Annotated in this window: 21 protein-coding genes and 2 pseudogenes; 20 read left to right on the top strand and 3 right to left on the bottom strand. The window is 66.9% G+C overall.

Going from position 1 to position 15,860, the window contains the following annotated elements; translation table 11 throughout:
• The 3 genes and pseudogenes from KPL59_RS10930 to KPL59_RS10920 form a co-directional block, all read right to left on the bottom strand.
• A pseudogene (locus KPL59_RS10930) lies at positions 1 to 1,632 on the bottom strand (ribonuclease J); the annotation flags it as partial.
• 268 nt (positions 1,633 to 1,900) lie between these two features.
• Positions 1,901 to 2,932: a 4-hydroxy-tetrahydrodipicolinate synthase gene (gene dapA, locus KPL59_RS10925; RefSeq protein ID WP_149663884.1), complete on the bottom strand. Its 1,032-nt coding sequence runs from the start codon at positions 2,930 to 2,932 to the stop codon at positions 1,901 to 1,903.
• 38 nt (positions 2,933 to 2,970) lie between these two features.
• Complete coding sequence (locus KPL59_RS10920; RefSeq protein ID WP_226360736.1) at positions 2,971 to 3,597, bottom strand: TIGR03085 family metal-binding protein; 627 nt, start codon at positions 3,595 to 3,597, stop codon at positions 2,971 to 2,973.
• 164 nt (positions 3,598 to 3,761) lie between these two features.
• Between KPL59_RS10920 and KPL59_RS10915 the strand changes: the two genes are divergently transcribed.
• From KPL59_RS10915 to KPL59_RS10825, 20 genes and pseudogenes are all read left to right on the top strand, one after another.
• Positions 3,762 to 4,121, top strand: coding sequence for a hypothetical protein (locus KPL59_RS10915; RefSeq protein ID WP_226360738.1), 360 nt, complete (start codon positions 3,762 to 3,764; stop codon positions 4,119 to 4,121).
• A gap of 474 nt (positions 4,122 to 4,595) precedes the next feature.
• Positions 4,596 to 5,594, top strand: a complete 999-nt coding sequence (locus KPL59_RS10910) for a hypothetical protein (RefSeq protein ID WP_226359516.1) — start codon at positions 4,596 to 4,598, stop codon at positions 5,592 to 5,594.
• 77 nt (positions 5,595 to 5,671) lie between these two features.
• A pseudogene (locus tag KPL59_RS10905) lies at positions 5,672 to 6,925 on the top strand (phage portal protein); the annotation flags it as partial.
• Positions 6,926 to 6,965: 40 nt separating this feature from the next.
• Positions 6,966 to 7,157, top strand: coding sequence for a hypothetical protein (locus tag KPL59_RS10900; protein ID WP_226359517.1), 192 nt, complete (start codon positions 6,966 to 6,968; stop codon positions 7,155 to 7,157).
• A 475-nt stretch (positions 7,158 to 7,632) separates the two neighbouring features.
• Entirely contained in the window at positions 7,633 to 7,767 is a 135-nt protein-coding gene (locus KPL59_RS35600; RefSeq protein WP_255676110.1) for a hypothetical protein, read from the top strand.
• A 33-nt stretch (positions 7,768 to 7,800) separates the two neighbouring features.
• Positions 7,801 to 8,103 (top strand): hypothetical protein, encoded by a 303-nt coding sequence (locus KPL59_RS10895; RefSeq protein ID WP_226351475.1) that lies wholly within the window; start codon positions 7,801 to 7,803, stop codon positions 8,101 to 8,103.
• A 32-nt stretch (positions 8,104 to 8,135) separates the two neighbouring features.
• Positions 8,136 to 8,306: a hypothetical protein gene (locus KPL59_RS10890; RefSeq protein ID WP_226359518.1), complete on the top strand. Its 171-nt coding sequence runs from the start codon at positions 8,136 to 8,138 to the stop codon at positions 8,304 to 8,306.
• A gap of 9 nt (positions 8,307 to 8,315) precedes the next feature.
• Positions 8,316 to 9,230 carry a phage major capsid protein gene (locus tag KPL59_RS10885; protein WP_226351477.1) on the top strand — a complete coding sequence of 305 codons (915 nt, stop codon included), beginning with the start codon at positions 8,316 to 8,318 and terminating at the stop codon, positions 9,228 to 9,230.
• Between the two features lie 274 nt (positions 9,231 to 9,504).
• On the top strand, positions 9,505 to 9,924 hold the full coding sequence (locus KPL59_RS10880) for a Gp19/Gp15/Gp42 family protein (protein ID WP_226351478.1): 420 nt from the start codon (positions 9,505 to 9,507) through the stop codon (positions 9,922 to 9,924).
• A gap of 8 nt (positions 9,925 to 9,932) precedes the next feature.
• Positions 9,933 to 10,241, top strand: a complete 309-nt coding sequence (locus tag KPL59_RS10875; RefSeq protein WP_226351479.1) for a hypothetical protein — start codon at positions 9,933 to 9,935, stop codon at positions 10,239 to 10,241.
• 24 nt (positions 10,242 to 10,265) lie between these two features.
• A complete protein-coding gene (locus tag KPL59_RS10870) occupies positions 10,266 to 10,541 on the top strand; it encodes an HK97 gp10 family phage protein (RefSeq protein WP_226359519.1) in 276 nt (91 codons plus the stop codon).
• A complete protein-coding gene (locus tag KPL59_RS10865) occupies positions 10,538 to 10,942 on the top strand; it encodes a hypothetical protein (RefSeq protein ID WP_226359520.1) in 405 nt (134 codons plus the stop codon). The genes KPL59_RS10870 and KPL59_RS10865 overlap by 4 nt, the downstream gene beginning before the upstream one ends.
• Positions 10,935 to 11,693: a hypothetical protein gene (locus KPL59_RS10860; RefSeq protein WP_226351482.1), complete on the top strand. Its 759-nt coding sequence runs from the start codon at positions 10,935 to 10,937 to the stop codon at positions 11,691 to 11,693. Before KPL59_RS10865 ends, KPL59_RS10860 begins: the two co-directional genes overlap by 8 nt.
• The gene (locus KPL59_RS10855) at positions 11,693 to 11,992 is read left to right on the top strand and encodes a hypothetical protein (RefSeq protein ID WP_226351483.1); all 300 of its coding nucleotides are present in this window, start codon (positions 11,693 to 11,695) and stop codon (positions 11,990 to 11,992) included. The genes KPL59_RS10860 and KPL59_RS10855 overlap by 1 nt, the downstream gene beginning before the upstream one ends.
• A gap of 116 nt (positions 11,993 to 12,108) precedes the next feature.
• Positions 12,109 to 12,447 (top strand): hypothetical protein, encoded by a 339-nt coding sequence (locus tag KPL59_RS10850; RefSeq protein WP_226359521.1) that lies wholly within the window; start codon positions 12,109 to 12,111, stop codon positions 12,445 to 12,447.
• Positions 12,448 to 12,453: 6 nt separating this feature from the next.
• On the top strand, positions 12,454 to 13,224 hold the full coding sequence (locus KPL59_RS10845) for a hypothetical protein (protein WP_226351485.1): 771 nt from the start codon (positions 12,454 to 12,456) through the stop codon (positions 13,222 to 13,224).
• 9 nt (positions 13,225 to 13,233) lie between these two features.
• The gene (locus KPL59_RS10840; RefSeq protein WP_226360737.1) at positions 13,234 to 13,527 is read left to right on the top strand and encodes a tape measure protein; all 294 of its coding nucleotides are present in this window, start codon (positions 13,234 to 13,236) and stop codon (positions 13,525 to 13,527) included.
• A 36-nt stretch (positions 13,528 to 13,563) separates the two neighbouring features.
• Positions 13,564 to 14,145, top strand: coding sequence for a hypothetical protein (locus KPL59_RS10835; RefSeq protein ID WP_226358481.1), 582 nt, complete (start codon positions 13,564 to 13,566; stop codon positions 14,143 to 14,145).
• A gap of 195 nt (positions 14,146 to 14,340) precedes the next feature.
• Positions 14,341 to 15,060 carry a hypothetical protein gene (locus KPL59_RS10830; RefSeq protein WP_226360735.1) on the top strand — a complete coding sequence of 240 codons (720 nt, stop codon included), beginning with the start codon at positions 14,341 to 14,343 and terminating at the stop codon, positions 15,058 to 15,060.
• 180 nt (positions 15,061 to 15,240) lie between these two features.
• Positions 15,241 to 15,860, top strand: a 620-nt coding sequence (locus tag KPL59_RS10825) for a hypothetical protein (RefSeq protein WP_226360734.1), incomplete at its 3' end; no start/stop codon positions are given.

The raw sequence follows: 15,860 nt of genomic DNA, 5'->3' as shown, positions 1-15,860 counted from the left end.
GACGCGGCTGTGGAGGGGTCGACGACCCCTCCACATTGCTCACACCGCGATGACCGTCGGGGGACGATCATGGGCGCGGCGACGGTAGGTGTCCGACACCCAGCGTCCGACGACGCGCCGCACGCCCTGGGCGATCCGGTGCGGGTCGGTGACGCCCTCGTTCTCCAGCCGGGACAGCTCGTCCTCGACCAGTGCCTGGGCGGCGTCGAGCGCCTTCGGGTCGTCGGAGAACCCGCGACCGGACAGCGTCGGGCGCGAGAGCGCGCGGCCGGTCTGTGGTCGATCGCCCACGTTGATCGCGATGAAACCGCCCTCGCCGAGCGCGATGCGGTCACCGAGCGTGGTCTCGCCCACATCGCCGACCGACAGCCCGTCGACGTAGACCTGCCCGACCTCGACCCGGCCGGTGATCGCCGCGCGGCCGTCGACGAGGTCGACGACCACGCCGTTCTCCGCGATGACCACCGACTCCTCCGGCACCCCCGTGCGACGCGCAGAGCGCGGCGTTGGCCCGCAGGTGGCGCCACTCCCCGTGCACCGGCATGACGTTCGACGGGCGCACCGCGTTGTAGAGGAACAGCAGCTCGCCGGCCGGGCGCGTGCCCGGAGACGTGCACCTTGGCGTTGCCCTGGTGCACGACGGTGGCGCCGAGCCGGGTCAGCCCGTGATCACGCCGAAGACGGCGGTCTCGTTGCCGGGGATCAGCGAGCTGGCCAGGATGATCGTGTCGTCCGGGCGACGTGATGCTGCGGTGGTCCCCGCGCGCCATCCGGGACAGCGCGGCGAGCGGCTCACCCTGCGATCCGGTGGAGACGAGCACCAGCTTCTCGTCGGGCAGGCGCATCGCCTCGTCGATGTCGACGAGCAGCCCCGGCGGAATGTTCAGCAGCGAGTGGTCGTCGGCCAGGCCCATGTTGCGGACCATGGACCGTCCGGTCAGGCACACCTTGCGGCCGTGGGCCTGCGCGGCGTCGAGCACCTGCTGGACACGGTGCACGTGGCTGGCGAAGCAGGCCAGGATGATGCGCGACGGCGCCCGGCGGGCCAGGTCGGAGATGACCGGCCCGATGTCGGCCTCGGGGGTGACGAAGCCCGGCACCTCGGCGTTGGTGGGAGTCGACCAGGAACAGGTCGACGCCCTCCTCGCCCAGCCGGGAGAACCCGCCCAGGTCGGTGAGCCGCCCGTCGAGCGGGAGCTGGTCCAGCTTGATGTCACCGGTGTGCAGCAGCAGCCCGGCGGGCGTGCGGACGGCGACGGCGACGGCGTCGGGGATCGAGTGGTTGACCGCGAAGTACTCGCAGTCCCAGCCGCCGTGGGAGACGCGGTCGCCCTCGCGGATCTCCTGCAGGTGCGGGGTCAGGCGGTGCTCCTTGCACTTCGCCGCGACCAGGGCGAGCGTGAACCGGGACCCGACGACGGGGATGTCCGGGCGCATCCGCAGCAGCCACGGCACGGCACCGATGTGGTCCTCGTGGCCGTGGGTGAGCACGAGCGCGTCGATGTCGTCGAGGCGGTCCTCGATGGTGCGGAAGTCGGGCAGGATCAGGTCGATGCCCGGCTCGGAGTCGGAGGGGAACAGCACGCCGCAGTCGACGATGAGCAGCCGGCCCTCGTACTCGAAGACGGTCATGTTGCGACCGACCTCACCGATGCCACCGAGCGCGTAGACGCGCAGGCCGCCCTGCGCGAGGGCGGGTGGCGGGCCGTCCGGGAGCTCCGGACGCTCGATGTGCTCCGGCGGCGCGGAGAGCGACCGGCCGGGCCGGTTGCGTCGGTCGTTGCGCTGGGGACTCACAGGGGTTCGTGCCTCACATGGGTTCGTGTTCTCGGGTTCGTGTCAGGGGGGTCGGGTCGCGTCGCCGCGGGGCGGGCCGGGCGCGCGACGGCGACCGGGGGACCTACGTCCGGTGGTAGGCGACCTCGGCGCCGAGGTCCGCCGCGGTGCGGCCGCCCAGGGCGCCGTGGCCCGGCTGGTACAGCGGGAGGTTCGGGCGGGCCTGCGGGTCGAGCGCCACCCCGGCGACGGCGAGGTCCCCGGCGATCGCGGCGATCTGGTCCTCGGTGGCGGGCGGCAGCGGCAGCCGGGTGTCGCCGACGTCGATGCCCCGCAGGCGCAGCGCGGTCTTGGCGAACACCGCGCCACCGACCCGGCCCATCCCGCGGATGACCGGGAGCATCGCGTAGTGCAGCGCGCGGGCCCGCTGGTGCTCACCGGCGTGGTAGGCGTCGATCATGGCGCGCAGCCGGTCGGCGACGACGTGGCCGATCACGCTGACGAAGCCGACCGCCCCGACCGAGAGCCACGGCAGGTTCACCGGGTCGTCGCCGGAGTAGTAGGCGAGCGTGGTGGTGGCCAGCACCTCGGTGCCGACGCGCAGGTCGTTGCGGGCGTCCTTCACCGCGACGATGCGGGGGTTCTGCGCCAGGCGCTGGAAGGTGTCGACGTCGATGCCGATGACGCTGCGCGGCGGGATGTCGTAGAGCATCACCGGCAGGTCGCCCGCATCGGCGACCGCGGTGAAGTGCGCGAGCAGGCCCTCCTGCGGCGGCCGGGAGTAGTACGGCGTGACCACGAGCAGCCCGTGCGCACCGGCGCGCTCCGCGCTGCGGGCCAGCTCGATCGAGTGCGCGGTGTCGTACGTGCCGGCCCCGGCGACGATCGTCGCCCGGTCCCCCACCGCGGACACGACCGCGCGGATCAGCTCGGACTTCTCGGTGTCCGACGTGGTCGGGCCCTCGCCGGTGGTGCCGTTGACGACGAGCCCGTCGTTGCCGAGGTCCACCAGGTGGGTCGCCAGCTCCTCGGCCTTGGCCAGGTCCAGCTCGCCGTCGGCGTCGAACGGCGTGACCATCGCGGTCAGCACCTCGCCGAACGGTCGGCGCGGCGGGTGCTGCTGCCCGCCGGGGGCGGGATCGGGACCGGTGCTCATGACTGGTGACGGTACCGCCCGGTACCGACGGATCCCGGTCAGATCCCGGTCGGTGCGCCGCGGTAGGCCTCCACGTCGGCGGGCAGACCGGTCACCTCGACCCGCGCCGCGTCCCGGCCGAAGGCGTGCAGCACCAGCTCGGCGGGCTCGCCGGTCACCGTGACCACGCCGAACCCGGTCGCGACGACCTGGGTCGCGCCCGCCGGGCGGGCCAGGACCACGCCGACCGGGCTGCGCCGGAACAGCAGCCTGGCCTGGGTGTGCAGCAGGTTCCACAGCTGCCCGTCGCGCCCCGGGTCGGACGGGCGGGGCTCCCAGCCGGGCTCCCCGCGGCGCAGGTCCTCGTGGTGGACGAAGAACTCGGCACCGTTGGCGATCTCGTCGATCTTGCCGACCTTGAACGGCGACCACGCGGGCGGGCCCTTGCGCAGATCGTCGATCATGTTCGGCCAGGCCGCGGACGCGTAGCCGTCCATCGCCTTGTCGGTCATCGCCGACAGCGCGGGCAGCACGATCCCCCCGGCGCTCCACGGCTGCCGCTCGCGGACCAGCAGGTGGGTGAGCAGGTCGCGGGCGTTCCAGCCCTCGCAGAGCGTCGGGCGGTCGGGTCCGGAGCGTTCGAACTCGGCGCAGAGGGCGGCACGTTCGGCGGTGGCGAGGCTCACCGTCCCCAACGTAGTACCGGACGTGCGCGACCGCACCGCGACGAACGGTCGACAGAAGTCCGACGGAACGCACGTCTTGTGTAGCTGGTGATACAGATCTCACCCGTCCGTGTGTCGATACTCCGATCCGTCCCACTCATCGCTTCTCGACGGGGAGAACACACGTGACGAACGCTGCCACCACGCAGCCACCGCGGTCGATGCGCCGGATCGCGCTCGCGAGCATGACCGGCACGGTCATCGAGTTCTACGACTTCTTCATCTACGGGACCGCCGCGGCCCTCGTGTTCCCGAATCATGATGGTCATCACACACGTCTGCCAAAGTCCCAGGTCAGAGCACCCTACCGCACCGGAGAGACCCTGATGACCGAGCCCCTCGTCGGAACCGACACGCTGCCACCGTACGAACCTGACATGTTTGCGACACTGGGTCCCGCGATCGTGAGGTGGTCCCTGGAGAACGGTCTCCGGGTCCTCGACGGCAAGTCTGCGGGCGCTTTGTTCGTACCCACGCGGTCGTAGTACGCGTTCATTTGCCACTGGTACCGGCTACGCGACGACGGAGAGTTCTACTACCGTGGCGGCGCGATTAGGCTCGCGCGCGGCTCGCTGAAGTCTCCGCTGGGAGCCTGGCTCGCGACCGTGGAACTCACGGGGCCCGTGCGATTCAATGGGTTCCAGTCTCGGAACCGCTGCGGTGAGCTCCTGGGTCGACGGCAGTCGATGCCACTGATTCAGATCGCGGCGGTCTCGGAGAGCCAGACTTAGAACACGTTCAACTATGTTGCGGGCTGGAACGCGCGCGGCACAGAACTCGTCAAGAACTACGATCTGGACCCCGGCAAGAAGCACATCTTCTCGCCGGGGGCCCGTAACGTAGCCGGTGGCAAAATCACCGTGGTCTCCTCGCGGGCTGCCACGATTCGCGGCTCTCGCCCGACATTGGTCATCGCGGACGAGTGTTCCGAGTGGACAGTGTCCAACGGTGGTCGACGCTTGTGGGAGACCATTGACGACAACGCGACGAAGGTCGACGGTTCCCGGGTGCTCGCACTCATGAACACATGGTCACCGGGCTCGGGCTCCGTCGCGGAAGACATCTACGATAGCTGGCTTAACGAACGCACTGGTGCTACAGTGAACGAGCGTCCGCTGTTGTATTGGTCGCGGGAGGCATCCGCAGACACCGATTGGTCGGACCCGGCGTCGATCGAACGGACACTGGCATACATTTACGATGAGTGTCCGTGGGTGAACCAGTCGCAGGTTCTGTCAAAGATCATGGCGCCGATGAAACCCGTGGCGAGTTCCATGCGCGAATTCGGGAATCTGATCGTGTCGGACCTGAGTTCATGGGTTTCGAAACAGGACTGGGACGCCAACGCGTGTGACGATCGAATCGTCGATGGCGACGAGATCGTGCTGGCTCTAGACCCGGCGCTCACCGAAGACGCCACGGTCCTTATCGGCTGTCGACTGTCGGACGGGCTCGCACAGCCGCTATTCACGTGGGACCCAGCGACGATGCATCGGGACCTGGACGTGGCGGCGCTCGACGCGGCTGTCGCGGACGCATTCGATCGGTTTCAGGTCCGCGCGTTCGCTGCGGACGTACATCCGTTGGAAGGTCGCGTGTTGGTGGACTGGCCGACCGCGTACGGCGATCGGCTGTGGCTTGATGCGTCGGCGAAGCACCTGATTGGTTTCGACATGCGCGCGTTGAAGCTCGATGTCGCGCGGGCCGCAGAACTCGTCGCAGACGACATCGCGAACAAGTCGTGCCCGCATGTCGGGGACCCGCTGTTGACGACGCATGTGGTCAACGCTCAGCGCCGCCCGTATCGAGAATACGTGTCGCTGGGGCGCGGTCACCGGGACCGTAAGATCGATGGTGCGGTGTCGTTGGTACTCGCACGACTCATGCGCCGATCGGTGTTGGAGTCCGACGCGTACACACGGCGATCTCAGGGCTCAAAGGTAGTGGTGTTTCGGTGATGCCGGATGTGGAGCTGATCGAGCGGTTGCTCGCGACGGGCAGCAGCCTCTAGTGGAAGCGGCGGACGCGGGACCGCTATTATCGAGGCTCGCAGCGCCTGGCGATGTTGGGTCTTGCGACGCCGCCGGAAATGCAGTCGCTTCAGACGGTGGTGAACTGGTGCCGGACCACGGTGGACGCGTTAGCCGAACGACTCGATGTCAGCGGTTTCCGCACGGGTGATCCGGGCGCCGATGAGCTGCTGTGGTCGTGGTGGAAGCGCAACGACATGGTGGTTGCCTCCGATGCGGCGCACACGGAAGCTCTCGTGCAAGGCATCGCGTTTGTGGTCGTCGGCCGTGATCCGGACGAGCCGTCGGTGCCGCGTTATACGGTGGAGTCTTCCGAGGCGCTTACGGTGGAGTTCGACCAGTTCGGGCGTCACTTGCGGGCGGCTCTGCGCCGTTACATTGAGCCGGAGACCGGCGAGCTGTTCGTGACGTTGTATGGGCCGAACGTCACGAGAAGCTACCAGCAGCGTCATGCGCGCTGGCATCTCGTGGACGAGGACGAACACCGGTTGGGTGTCGTGCCGGTCGTGCCGGTGGTCAACAGGTCTCGGGTCACCGACTGGTTCGGTGAGACCGAGATGAAAGACGTGATGACCATCGTGGACGCGGTGTGTCGGACGGCGACTAATCTGTCGGCGGCGTCGGAGACACTGGCGGTGCCGTCGAGGTACGTGATCGGTGCATCGCGCGATGACTTCGTGGACGCGGAAACCGGCGAGCCGATCCCGGTGTGGGAGGGCTATCTCGGCCGGTTGAACGCGCTGAGCAACGCTGAGGCCCGCGTGGTGCAGCTCGACGGGGCAAGCCTTGAGAACTTCACGAAGACGATTGAGCTGTACGGCAAGGTCGTGTCGTCGTTGACGGGCCTACCGGTGCACTATCTGGGGATTTCGCCGAACGGGAATCCGAGTTCTGCCGATGCGATCCGCTCGGGCGAGTCGCGGCATGTCAAGCGTGCTGAACGTAAGCAGTCTGGGTTCGGCTCCGCGTGGTCGCAGGTCAGTGACATCGCGTTGCGGCTGGTCGCGGGTGCACAGTTACCGGTGTCGACGACGTGGTCGGATGCGTCGACGCCCACGGTGGCGGCGAAAGCTGATGCGGTCGTGAAGCTCGTGCAGTCGCGGATTCTGCCGGTGGAAGGCGCGTGGCTGGAACTCGGCTATGACGCGGACAAGCGGGCCTTGTACCGGTCGCTAATGTCGGGTGATCCGTTGCAGCAGGTACTTGAGTCGTTGGTGCCGCCACCGCGCGAGGAAGCTCCACGCGGTGCGGTTGAGTGAGTTCAAGCGGTCCCAGAACGTCGTCGCGGCTCGTGTGAGTGTGGCAGCAGCGTCGGTGTTGACGCCGCTGTTGGATGCGGAGCCGGTCGAGTCTGATGTCGTCGCGGTCGCGGGGGCGTTGGAGTCCACGGTGCTCGGCGCCCGTCGGGTGCTGGAGCACCTGGCGGACGAGTTCTACCAGAGTCAACGTGACGTTCACGTCGGCGCGCGGTCGCATGTCAGCTTACCGTAGCGGCGCTATGGCTCTTCGGCGCTCGCGTCGGGTCTCGCGCGTGTGGGTCTGCGGCCGGGGCACCGGTTCACGTCGTTGCCACACGCGGTAGCGACCGTGACTCGACACACACGTGCTGCGCCACGGTTGCGAGTCATGGACCTGACGCACACAGATCGGTCCGCGCTCGGGTTCGCGCGCACCAGCGGCGGCACGTCGTCGTGTGCGTTTTGCCTGATGTTGATCAGCCGTGGGCCCGTGTACCGGTCGGCTGTCAGCGCGGGAGCCATGACGAGTTTCCACAATCACTGTGATTGCGTCGTCGTACCGGTGTTCACAAAACATTCATTTCCAGGTCGCGCAGAGTTCATGCGCGCAGAGCAGCAGTGGATCGATTCCACACGAGGCACCACGGGTGCCTCAGCAGTGACCGCGTTCCGGCGCTCACTGGCTACCGACGGCTCCCGGCGAGCCGCATGAGGCCCCAGGAGGACCCATGACAGACACCGACACTGGCGCCACGGCCGAGCTCAAGTTCGAGGAACTTCCCGAGCACTGGCGTAAGGAGCTCCGCGCGGTGCGCGACGAGTGCGCCCGACGGCGAAGCTCCGAGAACGCGCTGACCGCGTAGAACCAGCAGCTCACCGAGCAGAACGCGCAGCACGTGGAGGCGCTGAACACGGCCCAACTGGAGCATCTGCGCTACCGGGCCACGGTGAACGCAGGCGTGCCGCTGGAGAACGTGGAGGACTTCGCGTCGAGACTGCGCGGCACCGATGCCGCCGAGATCACGGCCGACGCGGTGGAACTCGCACGGATGTTCACACAGACACGTCCGGCGCCGACTGGGTCCACCGCGCACGGTGTCGACCACTCGCAGGGTCGCGGTAACCGTCGCGATGCTGCACCACTTGATCCCGCGAACCAGCTCCGCGACTTGATTCAGGCGCAGCTAGGGCGGGACTGACCACTACACGAAGGACGAAGACTATGGCCCCGGTGAATGTCGCCTCTGGCGCGCCCATCGATCCCCGGTTCACCGACGACATCGCGCACGGTCAGGGACGCCTCGGGCGCCCGGACACGCCAGAGCATCTACTGCCGAAGGAGGTCTCGGGCGACATCTTCACCAAGGTCGCGGAGAACTCGTCGCTGCTGTCCCTGGGATAGCAGATCCCGGTGTCGATCCGAGAGAACGTGATCCGGCGGGCGTCGACGAATCCCGAGGCCGGTCAGGTCGGCGTCGGCACGAAGCTCGTCGAGCGTGAGGGTCACCTCAAGCCGCTGTCGGGTTTCGCCTACGGTGAGGAGCGTACGTTCTCGCCGGTGAAGTTCGCGACGATCGTGCCCGTGTCGGAGGAGTTCCTGCGGGCGAATCCGGACGGGCTCTACAGCGAGCTTGCGGGTAAGCTGTCCGGCGCGATCTCCCGCGCGGTGGAGCTCGCGGCGTTCCACAACCGTAACTCGCTGACCGGTGAGCCGATCCAGGGCACCGACGCCAACGGCTCCGTGATCGGCTCGATCCCCGACGACCATAAGCTGCAGGTCAACGCGACCGACAGTCTCGTGGAGCAGATTCTCACCGGCTACGACCTGATCGTGTCGGCGGAGCAGAAGAATTTCGACTTCACCGGCTTTGCCGCGCACCCGCAGTTCCGTGCGAAGCTCGCCACAGCACGCGACCGGCTCGGGAACCTGGCATATGCCACCGGGGTCGAGTCCAAGGGCCCGGTGAACCTGACCGCGCAGGTCGGAAGCTTCCTGGGCCTACCGGTGGCGTTCGGCAAGGCGGTCTCCGGTCGTATCGGGAACAACGCCGGTACCGACGTGAAGCTGATCGGCGGGGACTTCTCCCAGTTCGCCTACGGCTTCGCCGACGCGATCCGGATCAAGGTCTCGGACCAGGCGGTCGTGCGCGGAGTCTCGATGTGGGAGACGAACCAGGTCGCGGTGCTCGCCGAGTGCACCTTCGGCTGGTACGTCAACGACCCGACCGCATTCGTCGCGTGGGAACTCGCGACCAGCGGCGACAAGGCAAAGCCTGCTGCTGCCAGCGGCGGTCGTAAGCCCGCCAAGGACCCGGAGCAGGCCTAAACACCGGAGCTGATCGCGGTCCCGGTGGAGCCGACACCGGAACCAGCGGAGTCGACTCCTCCGGCACCGGAGCCGGGACCAGCTACCGGGTCGCCCGGGCCGGAGCCGACTCCACCGGGATCAGCTACGGACCCCGTGGAGTCGAACCCACCGGAGCCCGAGTCGGACCCGGTGACCGAATCCCCGGAACCAGCGGAGTCGACTCCACCGGAGTCGCGACCGGTACGACCCCCGGATTCCATCTGGGGCCATCGACCTGCGGGAGGCCGACGGAATGCACGCGACGGTCGCTGACGTCGAGACGCTGCTCATGCGGGAGCTCGCCGACACCGAGCGCGAGTTCGCCGCGCGCATGATCGCCATGACCGAAGCACGCTTGCGGGCGCGGATACCGGACCTCGACGACCGCGTGGCGCGTGAGGCCGGTTTCGCCGACCGAGTCAACTACGTGATCGCGAGTGTCGTCGCGCGGCGGATCAGTAATCCGACCGGCGGTACCAGCAGTTTCGAGGTCATCGGGCCGTTCTCGATCCGGGACCAGTCGTCGACGGGCTCCGGCGACTGGCTCACCGCAGACGAGTGGGCGCTGCTGGGGCTCGCGACCGGGGCGTTCACGATCCGGCCGGTGATCAGTGCAGCCGACGACGGTGTTCGCCGTGGCTCGAAACCTGACTGGTGGTGGGACTTCGCATGAGGCGCCGGGTGAAACTTCGTCGACCGGGTCCACCGGATGCGTTCGGCGACCGCGCGGAGGCCGCCGAGTTCTGGGACACGAGTCCGTGGGTGATCGGGATCGCGTCGAGCCATGACGACTCCGACGGCCGCCAGAACCGCACGAGCACTCGGATCGAGTGCTATGTGCCCGCACAGAGCACGGAGGCCCGTGCAGGCGATCAAGTCAACATCGACGGCAGCTGGTTCGACGTGGACGGTGTTCCGGCCCGTGCGGAGTCCCCGTTCACGTCACGACTCGGCGGTTACGTAGTGCAGCTAAAACGATACGAAGGGTGACAGGTCGTGCGTTATGAAGGTTCCGTGGACCTGTCGCAGGTGCTCAACAGCGACAGGCTCGAACGGGAGCTTGCTGCGGTCGCTCGGCGAATCGCGCGATCGGCGCAAGCCAGCGCACCGCGACGCACCGGGGCTCTCGCGGGCTCTGTAGACGTCTTCACCGAGCGCAACAGCGGCACCACGCGCGACCGCGTGGTCGCACACGTCACGGTGAGCGCGCCGTACGCGGCATCAGTCGAGTTCGGCACGAGCCGTATGCGCGGCTCGTTCTGGCTCCGGCGTACAGCGCAGTCGGCATGAGCGACATGGAGCCGTTCCCGGACATCGAACAGGTGCTCGTGACACTGTTCGCCGACATCGCGCCGACGGTGACCGAGGCACCGGAGGGATTCACACCGCCGATGGTGCGCGTGAGCCGGACCGGCGGCTCCGACGATGGCCTCACCGATTCTCCGATCGTGGAGACCACGTGCTACGGCGCCACGCGCGTGGAGTCATGGGCGCTCGACGGTCTCGTACGGCAGCGGGTACTCGCGTGTGCCGCGACCGTCGTCGACACGGTGTTGATCGACACCGCGTCGACCGTCACGCCCGCTCAGCAGCTCTCGGACCCACGGCTGGACATCCGCGCGGTGAGTTCCAGCTACCGATTCGGACTGCGCAGACGCAGTCCCTACATGGAGGACAGCTCACATGGCTGACACGGACCTTCTCACGCTCAAGCGTGCGAAGGCAGGCAACATTCGCAAGGTTCTCGACGCGGTGGTCGCGGTGGCGCCGATGAGCGCACCGGTGCCGGAGACGTTCACCGTGGCTGGCGCGCTGCAGGAGCTGCCGCCGGAGTACCGCACGATCGGCTGGGTGTCGAAGAAGGACGGCTACAAGTGGTCCCGTGACACCGACAGCAGCGACATCGAGTCCCACGGCTCGGTGGAGCCCACGCGCCGTGACATCACCAAGGACGTCACCGGGCTCGCGATGACCGCGCAGGAGACCTCGCGGCTGACGCTGGAGCTGTCGAACAACGTGGACCTGTCGGAGGCCCGACTTGTCGACGGGGAGCTGAGCTACACGCGTCAGGTCGCGCCGTCGACGCGTTACTGGCGCCTGATCGCGATCGGCATCGACGGCTCCGGGAGCGACGCGTTCTACGTGATCAACGTGCTGCCGCGCGCGACGATCTCCGAGTACGGCGAGCTGACCTGGTCGGATGAGGACGCGCTGACGTATCCACTGACGTGGTCTGCCACCGTGGACCAGGACCTCAAGTACAGCTTCCGGCAGGTGCTCGCGGGGCCCGGCTTTGAGTCGAGGGCCGCCGACATGGACTTCAGCGGAGACTCGCCGTCGCCGTCGCCGTCGCCTGAGCCTGCGCCGAAGCCGCCGCGAGGTGGCAACGGTTCCGGTTCCGGTTCCGATGATGACGCTGCCAAGCCCGGGCCGACGAAGTGATGAGCAGCAGGTCTGAGCGCAGGTCGTGGGACGCCTATGTCCGCGAGTCCCGCGAGAAGTACTCCGAGGTCGATCTCGGCGCTGAGGGCGTCGTGCGCGTGTATGTGCCGTCGTCGACGGCGATGGAGCGGTTGTCGACGCTGGACGCGAACGACCAGTGGTCCCAGATCGACGTGCTCTTCGGCGACGAGAACGGTGCGAAGCTGCGCCGGGTCGCCGGGGATGAGCCGATCACCGCGCTACAAGCTCTCGTCACCGACGTGATGCGCGATCTGGGTCTCGACGACATGGGAAACTGATCCGCTGCTGGGAGCTCATCGACCGCTACGGACCCGAGCTGGAATACGACCTGCACCATGAGCTGGGGCTCGATCTTCTGGACTGGTTCCGCGGCGAACACCGGTGGAGCAAACTCGTGCGGCTCAGCGCGCGGCTGCCGGAGCACGGCTCGTTCAAAGCCGCGATGCTCGATGACGACGAGTACGCCGAACGCATGGGCGTTCAGGGCGACGCCGGTGCTGATCGCGTGGCGCCGAGCTACCGGGGCTATGACCCGGTGCTTGCGCGGTTGACCGACATCGCGGACCTGTTGCTGTCGCTGCGCACGACGGTGGTCGCGGTGAACTCCGAGAGCGGTCGGGCGCCGTCGACCCGATTCATGCCGAGACCGGAGACCGCGTTCGACCGGCTTGAGCGGCGTCGGTCACGTCAACAGCTCGATGCGCTCTCAGCAGTGCTTACACCAGGAAGGTGAACGACAGTGGCGCTCACGACCGCCCAGGTCAGTGTCCGCGTGGTACCCGATGTGCGCGGCTTCCAACGTCAGGTCCGCCGTGATCTGACCGCTGCGAAGCTCCAGCCGGTGCGTGTACCCATGCGGGTCGCGACCGATCGCATGGTCGTCGGCATGCGTCGCGCGTTCGACAGCGTGCAGAGCCATGCGGCGCGTGCGTCCGTGCGCGTGGCGCAGGCGTTCGCAGCGCAGATGCCACGTGCGTCGGCAGCCGTAGCGCAGTTCGCGGCGGGCTTTCAACGCGTGGAGTCGACGGCGAACGGTGTCGCGGCGCGCATGCACCAGTTCGGTGCGACGACGCGCCGGGCACTCGACAGCACGTCGGCGCCGCTACGGAACTTCCACGCGGGCTTCCGTAGCGCCGATGGTGCCGCATCGGCGTTGACCGGTCGCATGGGCTCGTTGGGTGGGCTCAGTCGCCGCGCGTTCGAGGCCGCAGCGCAACCGTTGCGGAACTTCCATGCCGGGTTCACACAGCTCGGCGCGGCGTCATCGGCGTTCTCCGGGCGCATGGGCACACTCGGCGGTGTCAGTCGCCGCGCGATTGGCGGACTCGGCTCCACGTTCGCCCGCGTGGGAACCTCTATCCGTGCAACGGCCCAGTCGATTGGTGCATCGATCCAGAACGGCATCGACACTCCACTGCGAGGTGTCGCACGGAGGGCCGGTGGGCTCGCAGCCGCCGTGGGACTCGGAAGCCTCGGCTCCAGCGCACTACAGGCCGCACAGGACATCTAGAACACGCGGCTGACGCTGACGGGACTCTACGGGTCCGCGCAGGACGCCGGGGACATGATGGAGCGGTTGAAGCGGCTCTCGTCGAACTCACCGATCGAGTACCAGGCCTACGCGAAAGCGAGCCAGCAGCTCGCCTACATGGGCGTCAAGGGCCAGCAGGCCGAAGATGTCCTCCGCAATGTGGGCGCCTCGATCACGAATGCTGGCGGCGACTCGTCCGCGATGGAACGCGCCAACGACGCGCTGCTGCGGATGGTCAACTCCGGCCGCGTGTACGCCTCGGACCTTCAGCAGCTGTCCTAGACCGGCGTCCCGATCTATGCCTCGCTTGCCGAGCACATGGGCGTCACGACCGAACAGCTCAAGAAGATGGTCACCGAAGGCGTCGTGAAGATCGACGACGTGCTGACCACGATCGGCAGCGGAAGCAGTAAAGCATTCCAGATGACGATTGCTGGCTCCGAGAGCGCCAGTACATCGATGAAGAACCAGTGGAAGATCGCCACTGACAACGTGCGCATAACGCTCGGCGAGATGCTGGAGCCCATGACCGACCGGTGGGCGCCACAGATCGCACAGCTCGGCGCGAGAGTCAGTGACGGGCTCCGGCAAATCCCCGGCACGTTCCGGGAGATCAAGAGGACCGCTGACGACTGGGGTGTCACGGCTGCGATCGAGGACTTCCGGTCAGCGGTCGCGCGACTCGTCCAGGGCGCGCTTCCGGTGTTCCGGGGCATCATGGTAGGGCTCGGCGTCGCGTTTGGTGCCGCGATGGTCGCGTTACGGCCGCTCATGAACGTGCTGGGCGAGTTCGGCGACTGGCTCTCGGCGCACGAGTCGGTCGCGGCGGCTCTGGGTATCGCGATCGGCGCGGTGTCTGCGGCGTTCATCGGTCAGAAGATCGCGGTGGCATCCGTATAGGCTGCGCAGCTTGCGTTGACGCCGGTCGTGCAGGGTTCGAAAATTGCGTGGGACGGCGCCAAGAAGTCCGTGGAATTGTGCACGAATGCGTACGCAGCGTTCCGCAACGGGCTCGCGTGGACCGTTGCGAAGCAAATGCTGGTCAATACGTGGATGAAAATCTGCACGGTTACGTAGGCGGCGTTCAACGCGGTCATGGCGGCAAATCCGATTGCGCTCGTCGTGATCGCGCTGGCGGCGTTCGTCGCAGCCATCGTGTGGGCTTGGAACAATGTGGACTGGTTCCGCGAAGGCATTCTCAATTTGTGGGCGAAGCTGCAATCGGTGGGCGACTGGATATCCAGCGTATTCACTGTGGCCTGGACGGGCCTGGGAGATGCGATCTCGTGGACCTGGAACACGCTGATTAAACCAGTTCTCGACCTATTCCACGATATCGCCATCTTTGTCGGCCAGGCGATCATTGCGCTGGCGATCGGTCCGCTGGTACTTGCCTGGAAGGGTCTCGGCGTCGCGTTCCAGTGGTGCTACGACACGCTGATTAAGCCGACGTTCGAGGCTTTCGCCGAGATGGCTAGCTGGCTGAGCGAGAACGCGTTGAGACCCGCATGTAACGGCATCAAGTTGGCGTGGCAGCTCATGTGTACTCTGATCCAGTGGTGCTACGACACGATTGTGGCGCCTGTGTTTCGGGCGTTTGCCGCTGTCGGCAGCTGGCTGTGGAACAATGCCCTATCGCCGGTGTTCGACCTGATCAAAGCTGGCTGGCAGCGGATGTCGGACATGTTCACGTCGGTGTATGGCACGCATCTGCACCCGTTGTTTCAGGCGTTCGCGGACGCGCGTCCGCTGGTTCAAAGACACATTCACGTTGTTGGTCGACGGCATCGTCGGCGTGTGGGATCGGTTGCGTGACGGCTTCAAAAAGCCTGTCGTGTGGGTGGTCGACACTGTGTACAACAAGGGCATCGGCGGCCTCTGGAACCAGGCGAAAGCGATTATCCCGTTACCGGACTTCAAGCCCGCGCCGACGTTTGCTGTCGGCGGTGCTGTCCGGGGGCCGGCAGTGCGACCAGCGATTCCATCATTGCCCGGTTGTCCCACGGCGAGCACGTACTGACCGCGCGGGAAGTACGTGCTGCGGGCGGTCACGGAGCTGTTGCTCGATGGCGTGAACGGTTGCTGACCGGCGGATTACCGGCTTTCGCCACCGGTGGGCCGGTGACGTGGCAAGAACTGTCGGCGGCGATTAAGCAGGGAATCCCACGGGCCCGCATCACTGACACTATGCGGCCGGGCGCTGCCGACATGCACGGCAGAGGAAAAGCAATTGACATTGCAGGTCCACGGCCACTAGACATGCCGTTTATGCTGTCGGTCAACCGGTGGATCGCCAGCAATTATCCGAGCAGTTACGAGCTGATTCACACACAGCCAGGCGCGGTGAATCTGAAATCCGGTCGGCCCCACACGTATAATCCACAGACCCGCGCGGGTCACGTGAACCATGTGCATTGGGCCAACGCGGGCGGAGGTCTCGCCGACACGGTGTCGGGCTGGGTCGAGTCCGGCTACAACTGGATGCTCGACAAGGTCAGGGCCCTGTTCGACGCGGTGACGGGTCCACTGCGCAACAGTGTCAAGTCGCTGTTCGGCGGTGGAGAGCTGCCGCATCTCATGGCGCGCGGCCAGGTCGACACGTTGTTCGACAGCAC

Origin of the sequence: Pseudonocardia sp. ICBG1142, from assembly GCF_020496255.1 — a bacterium.
Classification (GTDB): Bacteria; Actinomycetota; Actinomycetes; order Mycobacteriales; family Pseudonocardiaceae; genus Pseudonocardia.
This window is presented reverse-complemented; position numbering and strand designations above follow the sequence as displayed.